The sequence below is a fragment of the Vibrio sp. 1CM7H genome, assembly GCF_023161645.1.
Classification (GTDB): domain Bacteria; phylum Pseudomonadota; class Gammaproteobacteria; order Enterobacterales; family Vibrionaceae; genus Vibrio; species Vibrio diabolicus.
On sequence record NZ_JALNTV010000001.1, the window covers coordinates 1,447,112 to 1,467,364 of the forward strand.

General features: G+C 43.8%; 16 protein-coding genes. 3 read left to right on the top strand and 13 right to left on the bottom strand.

Going from position 1 to position 20,253, the window contains the following annotated elements:
* Positions 1-22: 22 nt before the first annotated feature.
* On the bottom strand, positions 23-922 hold the full coding sequence (locus MSG33_RS06315; RefSeq protein WP_005375112.1) for a LysR family transcriptional regulator: 900 nt from the start codon (positions 920-922) through the stop codon (positions 23-25).
* A gap of 162 nt (positions 923-1,084) precedes the next feature.
* On the opposite strand from MSG33_RS06315, the gene MSG33_RS06320 reads away from it, so the two are divergent.
* Both MSG33_RS06320 and lldD read left to right on the top strand, forming a co-directional pair.
* On the top strand, positions 1,085-2,776 hold the full coding sequence (locus MSG33_RS06320; RefSeq protein ID WP_006741952.1) for an L-lactate permease: 1,692 nt from the start codon (positions 1,085-1,087) through the stop codon (positions 2,774-2,776).
* A gap of 315 nt (positions 2,777-3,091) precedes the next feature.
* Positions 3,092-4,231 carry an FMN-dependent L-lactate dehydrogenase LldD gene (gene lldD / locus MSG33_RS06325; RefSeq protein WP_005383962.1) on the top strand — a complete coding sequence of 380 codons (1,140 nt, stop codon included), beginning with the start codon at positions 3,092-3,094 and terminating at the stop codon, positions 4,229-4,231.
* Positions 4,232-4,323: 92 nt separating this feature from the next.
* Here the strand turns inward: lldD and MSG33_RS06330 are convergent, their stop codons facing one another.
* Positions 4,324-4,671, bottom strand: coding sequence for a helix-turn-helix transcriptional regulator (locus MSG33_RS06330; RefSeq protein ID WP_005375109.1), 348 nt, complete (start codon positions 4,669-4,671; stop codon positions 4,324-4,326).
* Between the two features lie 300 nt (positions 4,672-4,971).
* Between MSG33_RS06330 and MSG33_RS06335 the strand changes: the two genes are divergently transcribed.
* Positions 4,972-6,075: a mechanosensitive ion channel family protein gene (locus MSG33_RS06335; RefSeq protein WP_046875767.1), complete on the top strand. Its 1,104-nt coding sequence runs from the start codon at positions 4,972-4,974 to the stop codon at positions 6,073-6,075.
* Positions 6,076-6,147: 72 nt separating this feature from the next.
* Here MSG33_RS06335 and MSG33_RS06340 read toward each other — a convergent pair whose 3' ends face one another.
* From MSG33_RS06340 to MSG33_RS06390, 11 genes are all read right to left on the bottom strand, one after another.
* Positions 6,148-6,867 carry a carbonic anhydrase gene (locus MSG33_RS06340; protein WP_104972908.1) on the bottom strand — a complete coding sequence of 240 codons (720 nt, stop codon included), beginning with the start codon at positions 6,865-6,867 and terminating at the stop codon, positions 6,148-6,150.
* Between the two features lie 141 nt (positions 6,868-7,008).
* Complete coding sequence (locus MSG33_RS06345; RefSeq protein WP_046875766.1) at positions 7,009-7,980, bottom strand: spore coat U domain-containing protein; 972 nt, start codon at positions 7,978-7,980, stop codon at positions 7,009-7,011.
* Positions 7,977-10,352, bottom strand: a complete 2,376-nt coding sequence (locus tag MSG33_RS06350) for a fimbria/pilus outer membrane usher protein (RefSeq protein WP_248380555.1) — start codon at positions 10,350-10,352, stop codon at positions 7,977-7,979. Before MSG33_RS06350 ends, MSG33_RS06345 begins: the two co-directional genes overlap by 4 nt.
* Positions 10,353-10,383: 31 nt before the next feature.
* Positions 10,384-11,142: a molecular chaperone gene (locus tag MSG33_RS06355; protein WP_248380299.1), complete on the bottom strand. Its 759-nt coding sequence runs from the start codon at positions 11,140-11,142 to the stop codon at positions 10,384-10,386.
* A gap of 39 nt (positions 11,143-11,181) precedes the next feature.
* Positions 11,182-11,718: a spore coat U domain-containing protein gene (locus tag MSG33_RS06360; RefSeq protein WP_248380300.1), complete on the bottom strand. Its 537-nt coding sequence runs from the start codon at positions 11,716-11,718 to the stop codon at positions 11,182-11,184.
* A complete protein-coding gene (locus MSG33_RS06365) occupies positions 11,719-12,213 on the bottom strand; it encodes a spore coat protein U domain-containing protein (RefSeq protein ID WP_225461342.1) in 495 nt (164 codons plus the stop codon).
* A 417-nt stretch (positions 12,214-12,630) separates the two neighbouring features.
* Entirely contained in the window at positions 12,631-13,662 is a 1,032-nt protein-coding gene (gene tdh, locus MSG33_RS06370; protein ID WP_248380302.1) for an L-threonine 3-dehydrogenase, read from the bottom strand.
* A gap of 44 nt (positions 13,663-13,706) precedes the next feature.
* Positions 13,707-14,900, bottom strand: coding sequence for a glycine C-acetyltransferase (locus MSG33_RS06375; protein WP_248380304.1), 1,194 nt, complete (start codon positions 14,898-14,900; stop codon positions 13,707-13,709).
* Positions 14,901-15,112: 212 nt separating this feature from the next.
* Complete coding sequence (locus MSG33_RS06380) at positions 15,113-17,443, bottom strand: bifunctional diguanylate cyclase/phosphodiesterase (protein ID WP_248380306.1); 2,331 nt, start codon at positions 17,441-17,443, stop codon at positions 15,113-15,115.
* On the bottom strand, positions 17,440-18,372 hold the full coding sequence (locus tag MSG33_RS06385; RefSeq protein ID WP_248380307.1) for a transporter substrate-binding domain-containing protein: 933 nt from the start codon (positions 18,370-18,372) through the stop codon (positions 17,440-17,442). Before MSG33_RS06385 ends, MSG33_RS06380 begins: the two co-directional genes overlap by 4 nt.
* Positions 18,373-18,434: 62 nt before the next feature.
* Positions 18,435-19,844: an aminotransferase class V-fold PLP-dependent enzyme gene (locus MSG33_RS06390; RefSeq protein WP_006741963.1), complete on the bottom strand. Its 1,410-nt coding sequence runs from the start codon at positions 19,842-19,844 to the stop codon at positions 18,435-18,437.
* Positions 19,845-20,253 lie beyond the last annotated feature (409 nt).

Genomic DNA, 20,253 nt, shown 5'->3' on the forward strand with positions numbered 1-20,253 from the left:
TTGTTTTAAATCTATGAAGGAACTAGAAATAATGAGATATCGTTAAGTAACGATCACGAATGTGCTCAATAAGCAGTTTCACTTTATTCGGTGGTTGACGAGTAAACGGGTACACCGCATAGATACCCAACTTTTTACCCACTAGTTCAGGAAAAATATCCACCAGTTGGCCATTGCGAATATCGTGATACACCAAGCATCGCGGGACGTAAGCTATACCATGGCCGCCCAGAGCGGCTTTACGTAATGCGGTCGCATTATCAGTAGAAAAGCAGCCCGATACTTTGACGATGTAATTACCATCTTCGCCTTTAAACTCCCAGTCTGTTGCACCTGTGGTTTGGTAAGCGTATTGCAGACAATTGTGCGTGGTGAGATCAATCGGCTCGATCGGCTTTCCATTTTTAGCGATATATGAAGGGGACGCGCATACCACCCATTGGGAATCGAGAATATGTCGTGCGATCAAACTGGAATCGGCTAGGTAGCCAGTTCGAATGACTAAATCGTAACCATCAGCCACCAAATCGACAAAGCGGTTATCCAATGACATGTCCACGGTCAGACCCGGATGAAGGTTACAAAATTCCGCAACGGCATCAGCAAGTATCAAATCTCCAGAGATACAAGGCACGGACATTTTTATGTGACCGCTCACATTCTCTCCAAAGCCTGCAACAGCGTCCATAGCCTCCTGAGTGGCCTGCTTCACATTTTTAGCACTGTGGAGTAACACCTTACCTGCTTCGGTTAAGGTCAATTTACGCGTTGTTCGATATAATAGCTGCGCCCCTATCTCTTCCTCCAACCTTGCCATTCTTTTGCTAACTACCGAATTTGTAAGGTTATTTGCTTCTGCAACCTTACTAAAACTGCCCAGTTCGATTACTTGAGAAAATAGGATTAAGTCGTCTGCTCTCATACGATTATGTCACTTTTGGAATTAATTATTTTCATTATTTCCCTATATCAACAAAAAATAAAGGAGTAAATTCACGCCAAATTAACAAAACCATTACAACAAAAAGTCACCTCTACAGCGGATTGACACCGTTCGAGAAGTCAGCGTACGAAGGATGTACAAATGAGTGAAACCCTACTTGCCCTAGTGGCATTTTCGCCAATTGTTGTTGCCGCCATCTTATTGGTTGGTCTCAACTGGCCTGCTAAAAAAGCCATGCCTGTTGCGTTCGGTTTAACCGTCGCTATTGCTCTAATGTTTTGGGATATGTCAGCCAATCGCGTACTGGCTTCTGTATTCCAAGGGCTAGGCATTACTGTCTCTGTTCTATGGATCGTGTTTGGTGCCATCTTCTTGCTCAACACTTTAAAACACACTGGAGCGATCACCACTATCCGTAATGGATTTACCGATATTTCAGCTGACCGCCGTGTGCAAGCCATCATCATTGCTTGGTGTTTTGGCTCATTCATTGAAGGCGCATCAGGGTTCGGTACCCCGGCAGCAATTGCTGCACCACTACTGGTTGCAATCGGCTTCCCTGCGCTAGCCGCTGTCCTAATGGGTATGATGATCCAGTCAACGCCTGTTTCATTCGGTGCGGTGGGTACGCCAATCATCGTGGGTGTAAACAAAGGTTTAGACACGCATAACATCAGTGAGTCTTTGGCTGCACAAGGCGCAACATGGGAAATGTACCTGCAAGATATCACCGCGCACGTTGCTGTGATTCACGCTGTTGTAGGTACGATGATCCCTGTATTAATGGCGATGATGTTAACACGTTTCTTCGGCAAGAACAGAAGCTGGAGTGAAGGTCTGGATATTCTACCATTTGCTTTATTCGCAGGCGTCTCTTTCACTGTGCCATACGCGTTAACTGGTGTGTTCTTGGGCGCAGAATTCCCTTCACTAATCGGTGGTTTGGTTGGTCTTTCTATTGTTGTTACCGCAGCGAAAAAAGGCTTCTTAGTACCAAAGACTAAGTGGGATTTCGAAAGCGAAGACAAATGGCCTGCTGAATGGCTGGGCTCGCTAAAAGTCGATCTAAACGACAATCCAGGCAAGCCAATGAGCATTGTAAAAGCTTGGGTACCATATGTAATGCTGGCGGTGATTCTCGTCGCAAGCCGCGTAAGTCCGGAACTGAAAGGCTTTGTACAAAGCGTAAGTTTGTCGTTCAGCAATATTCTTGGTGAGACTGGTGTGAGTGCCGCTATTCAGCCGTTGTACCTGCCAGGTGGCATCCTCGTGTTTGTCGCACTGCTTGCCGCAATGTTACAAAGCGGCAGCGCAAAGCCATTGCGTGAAGCGTTTGGCGAGTCAAGCAAAACACTGATTGGCGCGGGGTTTGTCTTGGTATTTACCATCCCGATGGTTCGTATCTTCATCAACTCTGGTATTAACGGCGCTGACCTAGCAAGCATGCCGGTCACAACAGCGAACTTTGCCTCTGACCTTGTCGGTTCTGCGTTCCCAGCACTAAGTGCCACCGTTGGTGCGCTGGGTGCGTTCATCGCTGGCTCAAATACGGTTTCAAACATGATGTTCAGCCAGTTCCAATTCGAAGTGGCACAAACACTGTCTATTTCGAGTGTGATTGTTGTGTCGCTTCAAGCCGTTGGCGCAGCCGCAGGTAACATGATTGCGATTCACAACGTTGTTGCCGCATCAGCCACCGTAGGCTTACTTGGCCGTGAAGGCGCGACATTACGTAAGACGATTATCCCTACGTTCTACTACATTGTAATGACGGGCATTATTGGTTTGGTGTTGATTTACGGCCTCCAAATGACGGATGTCTTGATGAAGTAACGCGAAACGCAGGGTTTGTAGCCCTGCCTAATTTGACACAGCTGTCAGCACTACTACCCCGACATGTTGATTTAGCTTGCTACATCAATCCCCCCGGCAGCTGTGTCATCCTTTCCAATTTGTATAACTGATTGAGTGATTTAACAAAATTTTTCAATCAATTATGTAAATGAGTTACCAACATCAGCAGTTCAAAAGTAAGTGAACCATAGGTAACTATACTCACTTTGATGCCTTCACTGCTTTGCGATGAAGGCTCAACGAAAGAGCAAATTGCTCCACAACTTTGCTTAGAATAACCGCTAGGACACCATTATGATTATCTCAGCTTCTACTGACTACCGCGCTGCCGCAAAAGCCAAGCTTCCCCCGTTTCTATTCCATTATATTGATGGCGGTTCTTACGACGAACGCACGCTGAAGCGTAATACTGACGATTTGGGTGATGTCGCTCTTCGCCAACGCGTCCTACGCGATATGACAGATTTGAGCCTAGAAACCGAGATCTTCGGTGAGAAACTGGCAATGCCAATCGCGCTAGCTCCTGTTGGTCTAACTGGTATGTACGCGCGCCGAGGCGAAGTGCAAGCAGCAAAAGCAGCCGAGAAAAAAGGCATCCCTTTTACTATGTCGACTGTTTCGGTTTGTCCGATAGAAGAAGTCGCACCTGCAATTGAACGTCCAATGTGGTTCCAGCTTTACGTGCTTAAAGACCGTGGCTTTATGAAGAACGTGCTTGAGCGTGCAAAAGCTGCGGGCGTCACAACGCTGGTGTTTACCGTTGATATGCCAGTTCCTGGCGCGCGTTACCGTGACATGCACTCAGGTATGAGTGGTCCTAACGCAGCCATGCGTCGTGTCTTCCAGGCGATGCGCCACCCAAGCTGGGCACTGGATGTGGGTCTACTTGGTAAGCCGCACGACTTAGGTAACATCTCAACGTATCGCGGCGAACCAACAAAACTAGAAGATTACATCGGCTGGTTAGGCGCAAACTTCGACCCGTCTATCTCCTGGAAAGATCTTGAGTGGATTCGTGACTTTTGGGATGGCCCTATGGTCATCAAAGGCATCCTCGACGAAGAAGATGCAAAAGATGCGGTACGTTTCGGCGCGGATGGCATTGTAGTATCTAACCATGGTGGTCGTCAGTTAGATGGCGTGCTTTCAAGTGCTAAAGCACTACCAAGCATTGCAGATGCGGTAAAAGGCGATCTTAAGATCTTTGTTGACTCTGGTATCCGTACTGGTCTTGATGTGGTTCGTATGCTCGCGCTGGGTGCTGACTGCACACTGCTTGGTCGTTCATTTGTGTACGCATTGGCTGCACAAGGCGGCGCAGGCGTTGAAAACCTACTGGATCTGTACGACAAAGAAATGCGTGTAGCTATGACGCTTACTGGCGCGAAGTCTATCGCGGATCTTTCTCGCGATTCGCTAGTGAAAATCCCATAATCTTTGCAGGCGATTAAAAACAGAAACGAAAAAACGAGCCACTGTTGGCTCGTTTTTTTATTGCTCTTCAACCCGATAATTTGACGAGCAAGCTAACTAACTTGGTGAACGTACTCGATCACGACTTGGTTTCCGTCGATAAACACGTTACTGATATCGCCATCCACCGTCACACGATTTTGTAAATAAACCGTACCAGATGCAGATAGATCACGCTCCGTCAAAGACGGAATCACCTGACCAGGACGTACATGTAGCTGCTCGCATAGCTGTTTTACAAAACCTAGCGTCAGTGGAGAATTACCACGTAACAAGCCAGAAAACTCGTGTAGACTCAAACCAAGGCGCTTCGCCATTTCCATTTGAGTGATGTGCATTTTGGCTTTTTGTGACATCCAGATGTCGTAGAGCGCGTTTCGATCCAGCTCTGTAAATTCCATATCTGCCTCCGCTAATTCAAGAGCCAATACACTCTCACACTTACTTAAGATAAATGTTAGCGATAAGTCAGAGAAGTTATAATTGATCGTTCAAATATCAACGCATATCGGAGATGACGAAGCTCCGCGCACGAATGGAACGGCGGCTCATCACCCAGTTTCGACCACTCACTTTTCACCTCACGAACTAGCCTACTTCAGGCGATTTAAACATAAGTAAATGATTTAAAGGAAATCACTGGGGTGAAGGAGTAATATCTGCTACCTTTCCTTCCATGGTTCACTAGAAAGAAGTTACATATGTCACAGTGGTTTACCGATTTGCAAAGCTATATTGAAACATCTCATCAAGATTGGAGTGGGAGTGTCCTTTTCATTACACTCGCCAGCTTTATTGCTTGGATAGCTTGGCGACTGATCCGCTCTCGTCTCGCAGTACTAGTAGAGAAAACCCCTTTCCACTGGGATGACATGTTGCTTGATGCGCTAAAAGCGCCAGTCAGTACACTCATTTGGTGTTGGCCAGCAACCGTCTCTATCGGCATCATATTAGAGAGCGAGCTCAACGATAAAATAAACTGGTTAAGCACGCTGAAACTGATTTTGGTGATCAGTATCTTCGTCTGGACCGTTATGCGACTCATCACCAATGTTGAAGAGTACGTCCTAGAACAAAAAAACCGAGATGAAACCACAGTACAAGCGATAGCTAAAGTCGCGCGCTTGTTCTTTATTACCGTCGGAATTCTCACTGTGATGCAGGCGTTTGGCTTGTCACTGTCAGGATTGCTCACCTTTGGTGGTGTCGGTGGTTTAATCGTTGGTTTAGCGGCGAAAGATCTGCTGTCGAACTTCTTTGGTGGCCTTATGATCTACTTCGATCGTCCGTTTAAAGTTGGCGACTGGATCCGCTCTCCTGATCGCCAAATTGAAGGTACGGTAGAGCGAATTGGCTGGAGAATGACCATCATACGAACTTTCGACAAGCGCCCTCTTTATGTGCCAAACTCTGTGTTTAGCAACATAGTCGTAGAAAACCCATCTCGCATGCTAAACCGACGCATCTACGAAAAAATTGGACTTCGTTACGACGACGCCGAAAAAATGCCGCAAATCATTACAGCGGTGAAAGAGATGCTTAAGAATCACAAAGATATTGATGCACGCCAAACGCTTATCGTCAACTTCGATACGTTCGGTCCATCGTCACTGCATTTCTTCATTTATACCTTCACAAAAACCGTGAATTGGGTGAGATACCATGAGGTTAAACAGGATGTTCTTCTTCAAGTAATTAACATCATTAAAGAACACGAAGCAGATATCGCCTTCCCAACTCAAACACTCAAGCTCGACCCAGTTCAAATGATAAAAGCTGAAGAGCAAGAAGATCACGGCTTCTAATTTCCACCAATACCAATAACAAAGCCCGCTTTATTTAAGCGGGCTTTTTCATTTTTTATTTGCTTGGATTGGTTAGTGTTGCATCAACACCATACGAGCATTCAATGGTTGGATAGGACGATTGTTTTTCCCCATCACTTTCGTAAACGCTTTAATCTGCTCAGGGGAAATGGTTTGTGCTTCTTTCATCACCAACCAACGCACACCTTCAGAGCATGGCGGTGTCGTTAGTGAGCCATTAAAGCGATAATACGCTTTGTCTTTTGGAAGCAACGCATCCGCTTCAAATGGCAATTTAATCTCTACACCTTGATCTTTACTTGGTATGTTTGCTAGTAACTTCGCTAAATCTGGGTTCGCTTTTCCGGATTGAAAAAACACGGCCACAACCGCCAAATGGCCAGTTGTATCAGCATGCACAAAGTGCGCTTCTAAAGGGTATTCTTTGCCATCCACATGGTTTTCTGACGGAGTATGGAAGTGGAACTGCTTTAACGTGAATGCATTGCCATCAATCAACAGTGTGTTGTCACCCTCTAGGCTGGTTTGCAGGGTGTGGCCGTTATTGAGCAATGAGATTGCTTTGCCATGGTAGTCGAACTGCAATTTGTCTAACTTCGCTTCTGCTGCGGAGACAATATTAATTGGGCTTTGGTTTTGACCTTTGGAACATTCAGACGCAAACTCGCCCCAATGCTCAGGCCCGTGACTCCCCTCGTAACCCCAGCTTGCTGCGTAAGCTGTTCCTGTAAATACCAACGCCAAACCTAGTGCTGCCAGTGACTTCTTCATAGTTTTCCTTATTCCTTCAAGTTAAATGTTGTGAAAACAAAACCATACTAATCGCACAGAATTAAGCGGGAATAGAGTGAAAACTATGATTACAAAAGTTTTTTGGAATAGATGCCTCTAGTTATGCAATTGATATGATGCTCAAAATTGAACATCAACGATTATCGAGTCGGTATAAGTGCCAGCTGGTGGGGTGGTTTGGCTTGTTATTATCTCTGCGCGATAATTGAAGTTCTGCGGAGTGATGCCATCGGGAATAGTGTCACCCGTATCCACATCGCTCTGTTCACGACGTTCAGAACCAGTACCCCCCCACCGCTCCGTCGATGAGGATTTATAGATTTCATACTCCAAATAGTTACCGCCAGATGCCATGCGTCGTTGGCCTCCGGAGGCATTCACACCGTCGTTTAAACCAATGGTAAAAGCACTATTCTTGGTGCAGGTTAATGATATAACCTGACTGACAGGGTCAAAACCTGCCACCAATGGTGATGAACCAAAATTAATATCTGGCGCCGTGATCATACAATCGGGAGTGACTTCCAACTCTACCGTAATCAAGCTTTGTGCATTGCCTGTTTCTCGCCCAAGACATACGCCTCCAACTCCAATTCCTGAGCAATAATTCCAAATCCAAGACACCGTAATTTGGTCTCGATAAGTCCCTGCTGAGAGATTACTACCAGCTCCTGTCCGGGCATAAAGCGGAAATTCAGCTTGAGTGCCAAATAAACCTAGTAAATCGAGCAGCCCAATTTCAAAAAAATTGTAAGTTTGGCCAAAAATGTACTCTTGTGAAAGGCTTGGGTCTCCAAAAATCTGATAGCTAAGTTCCGAACTAATATCCGCCGCATTAAGCAACCGCCCATCGTTAGTACTGTTAAACGTTGCAGACACATAATCGCCACTCAACAAAGAAACAAGTGTAGAAAAGTCACACGTTATCCCTGCGTGAGGCTGGGCTGAGCTCTGTTGCTGAATAGTTGAAACGGTAAACGAGGAAACGCTTCCAAATTGAATCAAAGGCGTCGGCGCAGTGAGCTCACAAGCCATGTTACCGGACGATATAAAAAGAAGAAAAAACCAAAGATAACGAGAATACCGACTCATAATTGTACCTCTGCTTTTTGCTCTTTCGTGCAGACTTGTTTACCTAATGTCTGTATCTTCTCGCTCCGTGTTTGATAGAGTCCCGTTATAAACACTTTACATGGTGGAAAGCCTTCGGGGTAAAAGATAATGTACTCACCTACATTACGACCCTCAAAATACGTCACTCCATCCCAACCAATTTGCCCTACCACTCCAGTATCTGATTGACCATAAGTTCCTAACGGCAAGTAGGCGTCATTTTCATCAACAACCTCCATACTTAACGCAACTTGCAAAGCTATTGGGAACTCGAGCAAATAGCCATACCCAGAATGTATCGACGCGTATTGTTCTGTTGTTGGGAAAAAAGCATTGGCTGGTAATCTAAGCGGATCAATTTCATATTTTGCGGTGTAATATGCCATTGCCCACGGCACAAGTAAGTAACCGTCATCATCAGTCAATCCAACGACTTGATTCTCATATTTGACGGGCACACCTTCAAAACCGCTAGTACTGACAACAGCGAAACTATCGTACACATTATTTGCAGGGAATATTTCACCATCGAGTGACGCAACCGAACCCGACATTTCGGCAAAATAATCGTAATTACCACTCGTCCCGTTTAAGCCCGCTCGGAACTCCGCCCAAGAGGCTCGGTAAGTAACATCGGCCTGCTTTCTATTGTCAGGCTTTTCATTAATATCATGCGCTAAGTTGATTCCCCAACCACCTCGAATCGGCGCAAGTCGACTAACACTAGCACGGCCACCAATATGACCATCGCTATCCCGCTTCATGGTTAATCCCGCGCTACCAGAGAAGGCGCTCAAAGGTAATGAGAATTGTGCTAGCGTAACTGCCTCCCCACCGATGTTTCGATTAAACGATAATGACATGTTGATATCGAACGGAAGCGAGCGGCTGTAAGTTACATTAAGTATTCTCGATCGAGAGTCGGTTTGCTGAACATCAAAGTATCCCCCTGATAACGAACCCAACTCATTCAGCCGGGCGCCAACATTTATCTGAGAGACATGCCGAGACAAATTCTCTCGCTCGTTAGTGTCGTCACTTCTCAAGTTCTCTGGTGTTTGGGAGAGCGTGTAAAATCCCTCGCTCTCAACTTGGGTACGAGCGGAAAAGCTAAACATTCGAGATTGATAACTATAACCAACTGAATAGGAACTCGCTCTCTGCTCATAATTGCTAAACCTTACCGCCCCATCAATCGTTCCCATATTGAATAGGTTGGTAACAAAACCGACTCCCGCAACAATTAAGTCATCTTTCGCTTCGGTTTGTGCCTCCAAAGTTAGCCAGTCTGTCATTCCGTGCCTCGCAGCTGCGACAACAGCACCATCGCCATAGTCATTTGAAGCGTTGCCATAGTTTCGGCGTAAAGCACCAAAACTGGCGTTGTAAGAGGTATAGTTAGCCTTTAGCAAGTTAGCTGAAAGGAAAAATGGACTGGTCATTGCAGTCCGCCTTCCCTGGGCATCCGTTGCAATCACTGTCGCTTCACCAGCTCCCGATACCATTGGAATATCATTGATAACAAACGGTCCCGGCCCCACAAACATTGAATCGGTTTTTAATCCGTTCACAAATAAATCTAACGTAGTGGGAGCAGTTACTTCGCCATAAAATGCAGGTAAAGGTGCGGTAACCACATCTGGACGCATAGAGAAGTCATGTGAGAGTTGAATACCAGCCATTCGAACTGGTTGACTCCACGCAAGGGGCCTCACAATGTAATCCCCTACTTCAAAGCGCAATCGACGACTTTGATCAACATATTCGTACCTCGTGTCGAAGCGCGTATATTTATTACTTTGTTGCGCTTGAACATCTCGATGAAGGTTAGATTTAAATATTCCCGTCGTAGAAAGTACGCCGAATTCGGAAAAGGCTCTCAATTCGTGGTTAATAGATACTTCTTTTTGACTACTTTCGTGATCATAAACACCAAACATACTGTAATTAAATAACCCACCAGTTCCGAATTTAGCGGGGGAAAAACGCCTCCTGTTCTGCGCAGAAAAGCGTTGCATCGGCAACCAATTCGGAGGCACTGTGATTGATAATTGCAGTGACGATTGCAAATAATCGACCTCTACACCCGATATTGATGTTATGTCTAACTTCTCTTGCGTCCCAGGTAATACATCCGCGACCACGCCAGCAGACAGTAAATCGTCTCTATACACGAAGTAACGCTCGCCTTTACGTTCAACATCCGCGATTAAACCAGTCGGTCGTTGATTAATTACTAGTTCTAACGACAAATGAATATTTTCAAAGTTCTCATAAGAAAAGTTTTCAGGACTAGGTAACTGCGATAAATGGGTCACTACGTTGTCGCACCAACCCACGCCAGGCGTCATACTGGTAAATAAACAAGATAGATATAAAATCTTATTCATTTTGTTCGAGTGGAATAACGTAACGCTTACCTTCAATATCCGCCTTTACTTTTATATTTTTCATATTGGAGTAAGAAATAGGCCACGTTTTATATTGCTCAGGTAATATATACCCTGCTAACCCTTTCGAAACGATAAAAGGCGATTGGTTTGGTGCGGTCACTGCTAGGTTGACTAATCTGACATAGTGATTACTGGTGTTTTCTATATGAATAAGGTCCTTATCTTTACTCTTTATAATCTTTGCCTGTAGTCCGTTCCAAACTTCATTTGTTCCTTGGGATTGTCTTTTCATCCCTTTACCGTACATAAACAATGGTATGGAATATCTCATTCTCACTTTTACTGCCAGATCATTTTCTTTATTTTCATCTTGAGGCCCTTTAGCTGGCGGGAGTTCGTCGATGATAATACGATATGCGTACTCTTTATTTGAAAGCGCCCCATCTTGATTTAATATACGAATAAGTTGCTTGGCACCAGGTGCAATTTTCACAAAAGGAGGCGTAGCTATCAGTTGTCGTTGCTGCGCATATGTATCCTGCCCATCCTTCTGTCCCCACTGAAAAATACGAACCTGCAAATAAAAATCTTCAGTGCCTTGATTAACCATCCAAATTGATGTCGCATTCGATTCAGAAGATATTTTAGGGTAAATAGGCCAAATAAGGAGAGAATTAGCATAGGCCTGTGAAGTTAACGTTGATAAGAAAATAATGATGAAAACCAGTCTTTTTATTATTAAATCCATTTAATTTCTCCGAAGGTTATCATTTCTTCGAAACAGCGCTTACCACTCAAGCGTTAAGGTAAGAGTATCTGTATAAATACCAGCGATTTCATTTCCATTTAATATCGCCTTTGCCCAAATTGGCACCTGAATGTTGTCAGGGTCTTCATTAGTTCCAACAGAATAGGGGGTATCAATGTCTAATACTTGAGAGTGTTCTGCATCTTCAAATAATAAATAATCCACCGTACTCGACTTTTCTGTGTGCTTCAGCTTGCGCACCCCTAGAGAAGCGTTCAAACCACCGTCAATCTTAATATTCATGGCTATGCCTGGAGTACAACTTAACGTAAGCCCACCGTTGTAGGTGATGCTGCCTTCTACTTCCGCAGCATAAATAGCTGAATGTTCACCAAAGTTTAACTCTCCTATTGTTCCAATTTGAGTGTTACTCTCTTCTGTCAGCGCACCATTGATCAGACATCCCGTATCAATGGTCGCTGACACTTGGAAAGTTTCACTCTGCGCTGCAAAAATAGGATAGGAAAAAGTGGCACAGGCGAAGAATAAAAATGCTTTGAGTAATATAGAGTTCACTTACCAACTCAGAGTTACGTTTAGTGTATCAACATAATTTCCTGCGACGCTGCTGGTACCGTATGCCGTGGCGTACAAATTAATGGTCTCTGAATCAACACCATTAAATGTAGAGAGTGCTATAGGGTTACTCGAGGTAAACTGGGTAGAACGATCTGAATCAGTGAAGAGAGTGTAATCCACAAACTCGGATCCGTTGGTCATTGCGTGATTACCTGTCGTCGAACTGGGATCGTTGGCACCACTGACTAAAGAGAAAGTAGGCGTGACTCCATTGCTGCAAAGTATTTCGATCCCCGTACCACCTTCCCCAGTCAAGACTGCTTCTTGCTCAGTAAAAATGGCCGGAACGTCACCAAAATTTAATGAGCCAAAACCAATATTACTGGAACCGTTCACCGCATTGTTGCCATTAATGACACAGCCTTCCACTAAATTGATCGAAACGTCTATCGTACCGCTAATTGTCTCTGCCCTCGTTTGTAAGCTCAACACTGTAAATAACAAGGGAATAATCAAACAAAAAATTTTCATATGAAGCTCCATTTCTATCTCTGTGAACTCTATACAGATGATTGTATTATTAGTTATAGCTCAACAAATAAAACAAAGTGCATATCAAGATTAAAAAGATAAAAAGAAGTCAGTTCATTGTAGTTGTCAAAAGAAAAGCAGTGCTTTAAACCGAGATATTCTTTTAGGTTGGAATATAAAACCACCAATTAACCATATTAAATAAAAGGTCTTTAGTGTATTCTGCATACGTTGAAACACGAAGAAGGCAGTTTTTTCTGAATTAGACAGCTTTTAGAAACGAAAAGAGACAGGGTGTGAGCTAAATAATAAAAAATCTAAGCGTTTAAAAAACGAAAAAAAAACGCCCCTTTCGGAGCGCTTTCTTATTTGAGCAGATTATTCCCAATCAAGGATAACTTTGCCAGACATGCCTGAACGCATGACATCGAAGCCTTCTTGGAAGTCATCAATCTTGTAGTGGTGCGTGATAATTGGTGATAGATCCAAACCAGATTGAATCAGTGAAGCCATCTTGTACCATGTTTCGAACATTTCACGACCATAGATGCCTTTGATAACTAGGCCTTTGAAGATCACTTGGTTCCAATCAATGCCCATATCTGATGGTGGAATACCGAGTAATGCAATACGACCACCGTGGTTCATTGTGGTTAGCATTGAGTTGAATGCCGCTGGGTTACCAGACATTTCTAGGCCTACGTCAAAGCCTTCTGTCATGCCTAGTTCAGCCATTACATCTTCAAGCTTCTCTTCAGCAACATTTACTGCGCGTGTTACACCCATTTTACGAGCTAGCTCTAAACGGTACTCGTTTACGTCTGTGATAACCACATGACGAGCGCCGACGTGTTTCGCAACTGCGGCGGCCATGATGCCGATTGGGCCAGCACCAGTGATGAGCACGTCTTCACCGACTAGATCGAAAGAAAGCGCAGTGTGTACCGCGTTACCGAACGGGTCGAAGATCGATGCTAGATCGTCAGAAATCTCGTCAGGGATCTTAAACGCGTTAAATGCAGGAATCATTAGGTATTCTGCAAATGCGCCTTCACGGTTTACACCCACACCGATCGTGTTGCGACACAAGTGAGTACGACCGCCACGACAGTTACGGCAGTGACCACAAGTGATGTGACCTTCACCAGATACGCGGTCACCAATTTCAAAGCCACGAACTTCCTGACCAATCGCAACCACTTCACCCACGTATTCGTGACCGACAACCATAGGAACTGGAATTGTCTTTTGTGACCATTCGTCCCAGTTGTAGATGTGTACGTCTGTACCACAGATAGCGGTTTTCTTAATTTTGATCAGAATATCGTTATGGCCAACTTCAGGTTTATCAACCTCAGTCATCCAGATGCCTTCTTCAGGCTTTAGCTTTGATAATGCTTTAATTTTCATAATGTAACCTTAATTAAAGGCCCTATTATCTAGGACCTAGAGTCTTAAATAAGACCCATGTCCTTACCAACTTCGATGAACGCATCAATTGCACGATCTAGCTGCTCACGAGAATGCGCTGCTGACATTTGAGTACGGATACGCGCTTGGCCTTTTGGTACCACAGGGAATGAGAAGCCGATTACGTAGATGCCTTTCTCTAGTGCTCGCTCAGCAAATTCTGCTGCCACTTTCGCATCACCTAGCATGATTGGAATGATCGCATGGTCAGCGCCGCCCATTGTGAAACCAGCAGCTTCCATACGTGCGCGGAAGTGTGCTGCGTTTTCCCATAGACGGTCACGTAGGTCACCGCTCTCTTCTAGTAGATCTAGAACTCGGATAGAAGCGCTTACGATTGCTGGTGCAACAGAGTTAGAGAATAGGTATGGACGAGAACGCTGACGTAGCCAGTCAATCACTTCCGCTTTACCAGACGTGTAACCGCCTGAAGCGCCACCCATTGCTTTACCTAGCGTACCTGTAATGATGTCGATACGGTCAACCACGTTGTGGTATTCGTGCGTACCTGCACCCGTTTTACCCATGAAGCCAACCGCGTGAGAGTCATCAACCATGGTCAGTGCGCCGTATTTTTCAGCTAGGTCACAAATAGCCGGAAGGTTCGCCACTACGCCATCCATTGAGAACACACCGTCAGTAACGATAAGAATGTGGCGTGCGCCTGCTTCTTTCGCAGCAATCAGTTGCTGCTCTAGCTCTTCCATGTTGTTGTTTGAGTAACGGAAGCGCATTGCTTTACATAGACGAACACCGTCGATGATTGACGCGTGGTTTAGTGCGTCTGAAATAATTGCGTCTTCTTTACCGAGAATGGTTTCAAACAGACCTGCGTTTGCATCGAAGCAAGAGGTGTAAAGAATCGTATCTTCTTTACCTAGGAACTTAGACAACTTCTGCTCAAGCTCTTTGTGGATGTCTTGAGTACCACAGATGAAACGTACTGAAGCCATACCAAAGCCGTGTTCGTCCATACCCACTTTACCCGCTTCAATTAGCGCAGGATGGTTAGCAAGACCAAGGTAGTTGTTTGCACAGAAGTTTAATACTTCTTCACCGGTAGAGATTTTAACAGCCGCTTGCTGCTGAGACGTGATTACGCGCTCTGATTTGTAAAGACCTTCAGCCTTCACTTCTTCAATTTGCTGCTGAATCTGTTGGTAGAATGCAGAAGACATTTGAAATTCCTTCCTGGTTATTTTGGCGAGTATTTACTCGTTTAGAATTAGGTTGAGCCTTTATGTGACGGGCATCACGGGCTATCACTCATCAATTAATTGTAGTGTAATTCAAGGAAGGAAGAAGGATTATCCCTTAAGGTGGAAAAGCATTAATGAATCCAAGGCACAAATTCAATTAATGCTTTCCTATAATATTGTAATAAAAGGAGTTATAGCCCAGTTGGTTGTTTAAGTAGTGCTTCAAAGTCCTTAGCTGGTAACGGGCGGCTATAGTGGAAACCTTGCCCGAACTCACAGTTTAAGTCTTTTAGATAATCGACATGACGCTGTTCTTCAATGCCTTCAGCAACAATCTTAAGGTTCAGCGCTTTCGCCATTGCAATGATCACGTTGACGAGCTCACGATCAGAGTCGTTTTCGAACATATTTTGCATAAAGCTGCGATCAATCTTAAGGCGATCGAACGGAAATTTCTGTAAGTAACTCAACGCAGAATAGCCAGTACCAAAGTCATCGATGGTAAGCTTAGTGCCTAACGCTCTTAAGTTATTGAGCATGTCTAATAGCTCTGAGTCGTGGTTAAAGAGAAGGCTCTCAGTCACTTCAATATCGAACTTATCTGATGGAAGACCAGACTCCTCAAGGCTCTTCTTAATAAACGCAAGTAAGCGATCACAATACCTAAATTGAACACTGGAGAAATTCACAGAAACAAACAGCGGCGTCAGACTTTGCCATTGCGCCGCTTGGCGGCACGCTTGCTGGATAGCGAATTCACCAATTTGATGAATCAAGCCATTTTTCTCAGCAATAGAGATAAACTCTTCAGGATTTACGAATCCGTACTTCTCATCATTCCAACGCATTAACGCTTCTGCGCCAACAATTTTACCACTGCTCAGCTCAATAATAGGTTGATAATACAACTCTAGTAATTGACTAGAGATGGCATTTCTTAGTCGATTTTCCAAATCCAAATAGCGTTGCAAGTCTTGGTTCATATTGTGGTTATAAAAACAGAAGGCATCGCGTCCATCTTGCTTCACGCGATACATCGCCATGTCAGCACAGGCGAGGAGCTGCTCGGCATTATCTCCATCATCCGGAAATACAGACATTCCGACGCTGCTACTCAAGAAGAATTCATGGTTGTTCCATACAAATGGATCGTTAAACGCCGAAAGCACGCTTGAAGCAACGCGCTTCGCGGTGTCGTTGTCAGGTAAGTCAGGAATCACTAATAAAAACTCATCCCCACCAATTCTCGCCAGTAAGTCTGTTTTTCTCGCGACTTGATGCAGTCGTTGAGCACTAAGTTTAAGGATCTCGTCCCCAACAAAGTGACCCATTGAATCGTTAATCTGCTTAAAGTGGTCTAAATCAATAAACATGACCAATACTTTTGAACCGCTACGTGACGCTCTAATCAACTCCAAAGCCAGTCTCTCAGAACCGTAGCTGCGATTAGGCAAGTTAGTCAACGTATCGTATTTAGCTTGGAAGGCGAGTTCTTTTTCAGACGCTTTTCGGCGTTCAATTTCGTTAGTTAGTTTTCGGTTCTGTTGAGAAAGAATGTCTTTTCGCTTTTTCTCTTCTTCAAGTTTAATTTTCAATTCAATTCTATTATTGTTTGTGATGAACGCATAACACAGCGCAATAACAACCATAACAGCAAGAATACTCAAACCGAGAATGAAGATCCGTGATGTGAAAATATCTCGCTCACTCAAAGGCTCAAACCAAGCCATAAGTTTGAAGTGATGTTTTTCAACAGGCACTTCAAAATATATTTTTCCATCAACGGCTTCAGATATTAAATAATTCTCATCTTTATTATGAGAAGACGTTTTATTTATTGTATCCCATACGACCATCTCAACGTCTTTTATTTTGAGCACCAGCCGGCTATAACTGTCTTCGTGCTCTTGATTAGTGAGCTGATCAATAACAATGTTTTTATTGAGATCTGCAATTAGAAAGGCAACTGGCTTTCCAGAGAACTTGACTTGCTTAATGACTTGAATACGCACGTCGTCGTTATATCGAGTTGCACAAACCTCTTCGGGATGCCCATGTTGAGTCATTAAGGTTTGGATATCCATCTTCTGCTCTATGTTGTCTTCAGAGCCCGTCGTGACAATCGTTGTGCCATCACTGCCTACCAGTGTGAGCTTTTTATAGATTTGGCTGCTATTAATTAACTTACCATCTATCTTTTCATCGAAACGACGCTTCAAGTTAATTAAACTCGCTCCTAATCCGTACTCCATTGACATGCCAGAGGCTAAATTAGCAAAGAATGTTTGTACTGTTTTATCTGTAGATAAGTTATCAACATCTTCACTAGCAATGGTAAATAAATTATCGAGTGTGCTTGCGTAACTTTTTACTTTTAAACCAAGTTCCCTATGTTGGGATTCTTTTAATTTATTTTGCCCCAAACTTGTCACAACAATAAGCATAGCTAAATAAATAGAGACTAATATTGCGCTTATTGCAATAAATTTTTTACTGGATATTTTTTTAACGGCCTTTTTCATCGGGTTTTCTTACTATCTTCTATGAAGTAATCGTTATAAAAGTAGTAAATAGATGGATAGTATTTTTTTACTAATTTTTCGTAGGTTCCATCTTTCTTTATTGAATCTAAATAACGATCAAATGCTTTGCGTAATTCCGGCGAGTTTTTACGGAATGCAACAGCCATTTTCTGATTTTCGGATACTGGACCAATGACTTTTATTTCACCTGGCCATTTTTCTAATGCAATTAACGTATCGGCGACGTCTAGTAATGTGCTTTCCGCATCATTTTTCATTATCGCTGGCACCATCTCATTAAGAAGACGAGCCCCATCAGGCAGTATGACTTTTGCGCCTGTGTCATATAAGTCATAAAGGTTAGGGTCCAAGCAAGAGTGCTCCAACGCTAACACTTCGCGACCATGAATAAGCTGCTTGACGGTTTTTACATCTTCATCAACCGAACCACTGGGTTTAATCGGACTCAGCGTGGAATCTGTTCTGGAAACTAACCAAACGCCCGACGGGAAGTAATCTTGTGAAAAGTCTAAAACTTCAGAACGCCAGTCAAGAATGGTAACGCCATTTGCGATCAAGTCCCCCTCGATTGGAACACTTTCTCCCACGACGGCTTGCTTATTATGGTATTGAACATCTTGGCCCGTCAGCTTACCGACCATATCGCTCCACTGAGCTGGAACATATTGGTACTTAACGCCCAACGACTTGGCAAAGCCTTTGACTATCTCTACATCTAAGCCAGTCAAGGTTTCCACTTCACCTTGTTCAATATAAGAAACGAAGTTAGCGTACGGCACACCAATATGGCGCAACACTCCGCGATCACGGATCTGTTGTAAGTCGTCTGACCAAGCGGAAGAGGACATAACAGAGGCCGCCATAAGCGCCATCACCGCTAAAGTTCTTTTGAATGTTTTGACTGACATAATAATATCCTTACCTTTCACAAAGCGCCCAATCATGGGCGCTTGAGTGATAAACAACGATGTTAGAACGACGAGTAATACAAATTCGTCATCGCCACCACGAGCCCTTCAACATCCTGCTCGTCATGGAACAAGTGCGTGGAGATACGGAGTGCGTAAGTATCAAAGTCATCATCTTTATGCAGCTTAAAGCTGGTTGTTCGAATGATATAGCCATATTCTTCACGCAGACGATCTCTGAATTCAGTCAATATGTCTTCATTCGTCACATCAGAGAATGGGTTAACTGTGGTTAAGCCACTCGTTAAACCTTCCACGTTTGGCGAGTACATTTGGGCTTGTGGCAAGTACTCTTGTAGTAAGGTTTTACACAAACTACCAAGACTTAGAACACGTTCCTCAATGCGGTCACGACCAATCTCATCCCACATTTTGCAGCTATCAACTAACGCTTGTTTCGCAGGATAGTTGTCGTTCCCGATGTACTGCATCTGTAACTGCTTGCCTAAGTAATCCGCATGAGAAAGTGAAGAGTTGATCAACCACAACGGGTTTTCACGATCACTCCAATACTCATTCAAGCGATTGGCGTTATCACGTACGTACAAAATACCGGTTGCGCCAGGACCACACTGCCATTTGTGACCAGAACCTGCATAGAAGTCACAATCCATATCATGGAAATCGAGGTCAAACATACCGACAGTATGCGCTCCATCTACAAGCGTAGGCACACCATATTCTTTCGCTAAAGCACAAATGGCTTTGGCTGGTAACGCCGTTCCCGTTTTATAGGTGATATGAGAGAACATGATGAGGCGAACGTTTTGATGCGCATCAAGCGCGTCGCGGAAAGCTTGGATGTAATCTTGTTCAGAAACGTCTTCAGTACCGGTAAATACTGGTAGTTGAATTTCAACAACATCGACGCCAAAACGATGTTTTGCGACGTTCATCGGTGATGTTGCTGCCATATGCTCATGGTGCGTCGTTAGAATCACATCGCCTGGTTCAAAGTGTAAGCCGTTAATGATCGAACATAGACCATCAGTAGTATTGCGGCTGAGAATGATCTCTTCTGGGTTCGCACCAAAGCCAGGCGCTACTTCTTGAACCATCTCAGAGACATAAGGCCAAGAGCCAAATTTGCCCTTCATATCCCAAGGATATTTAGCCACCAACTTGTTGTTATGCTCGTAATCTTGAAGAACTTGTCTTGGCATAGAACCCGTTGTGCCAATGTTCATGTAAGTCGTACGTTTATCCAAAACGAACTGTCGTTGCACTTTACGCCAAAAGCGCTTATCGTGTTTTCTACCTAGCCCGCGGCTGCTCCAATCAATTTTCTGTTCTCGTGCTTGAACTGCGCCCGAGAAAGCGGAAGCACTCACACCAGCAACAACAGCTCCTGTTGCGCCTTTCAGAAAATTACGGCGGCTGCTATTAGTCTGAATAGATTCCTTGTCTTTCATCTTTTTCAATCCTTGTCGGAAATTAGCCATATTATTAATTTTAAGTGCGTAACTATCTGTTACTAAAACATTATTACCCATTAAAACCAGAGTTTAATTTTTTCCTCTGCCATTAAGTGACTTTAGTTCCAATTTTTTATCTTATTTGATGATATAAGCAACAGTTTGACCACAAACCTATAAACAACCATATTCACATTAAAATATTCATTAAATTGATTATTTTTTATAGAAGACAATTCCGACAACTTCTTTATAAAACAATTATGAGCTTTGTTATAAAGTCATTAAAAATTTAACTTTGCGTTAATTTAAAAATATTCAGGCTATTTTTTGATTGACGTCTATTCTTTTTATATCTGAACAATCTCAATATGTTAAGTCTTAATAAAGGAGAACTGGTTTCGCA

Bases quoted from the DNA above. Each gene is read 5' to 3' on its own strand.
- tdh (WP_248380302.1), bottom strand. From the start codon at position 13,662: ATGAAAATTAAAGCATTATCAAAGCTAAAGCCTGAAGAAGGCATCTGG.
- MSG33_RS06340 (WP_104972908.1), bottom strand. From the start codon at position 6,867: ATGAAGAAGTCACTGGCAGCACTAGGTTTGGCGTTGGTATTTACAGGA.
- MSG33_RS06375 (WP_248380304.1), bottom strand. From the start codon at position 14,900: ATGTCTTCTGCATTCTACCAACAGATTCAGCAGCAAATTGAAGAAGTG.
- lldD (WP_005383962.1), top strand. From the start codon at position 3,092: ATGATTATCTCAGCTTCTACTGACTACCGCGCTGCCGCAAAAGCCAAG.
- MSG33_RS06320 (WP_006741952.1), top strand. From the start codon at position 1,085: ATGAGTGAAACCCTACTTGCCCTAGTGGCATTTTCGCCAATTGTTGTT.
- MSG33_RS06350 (WP_248380555.1), bottom strand. From the start codon at position 10,352: ATGACGCCTGGCGTGGGTTGGTGCGACAACGTAGTGACCCATTTATCG.
- MSG33_RS06380 (WP_248380306.1), bottom strand. From the start codon at position 17,443: ATGAAAAAGGCCGTTAAAAAAATATCCAGTAAAAAATTTATTGCAATA.
- MSG33_RS06345 (WP_046875766.1), bottom strand. From the start codon at position 7,980: ATGAGTCGGTATTCTCGTTATCTTTGGTTTTTTCTTCTTTTTATATCG.
- MSG33_RS06355 (WP_248380299.1), bottom strand. From the start codon at position 11,142: ATGGATTTAATAATAAAAAGACTGGTTTTCATCATTATTTTCTTATCA.
- MSG33_RS06385 (WP_248380307.1), bottom strand. From the start codon at position 18,372: ATGTCAGTCAAAACATTCAAAAGAACTTTAGCGGTGATGGCGCTTATG.
- MSG33_RS06315 (WP_005375112.1), bottom strand. From the start codon at position 922: ATGAGAGCAGACGACTTAATCCTATTTTCTCAAGTAATCGAACTGGGC.
- MSG33_RS06330 (WP_005375109.1), bottom strand. From the start codon at position 4,671: ATGGAATTTACAGAGCTGGATCGAAACGCGCTCTACGACATCTGGATG.
- MSG33_RS06390 (WP_006741963.1), bottom strand. From the start codon at position 19,844: ATGAAAGACAAGGAATCTATTCAGACTAATAGCAGCCGCCGTAATTTT.
- MSG33_RS06335 (WP_046875767.1), top strand. From the start codon at position 4,972: ATGTCACAGTGGTTTACCGATTTGCAAAGCTATATTGAAACATCTCAT.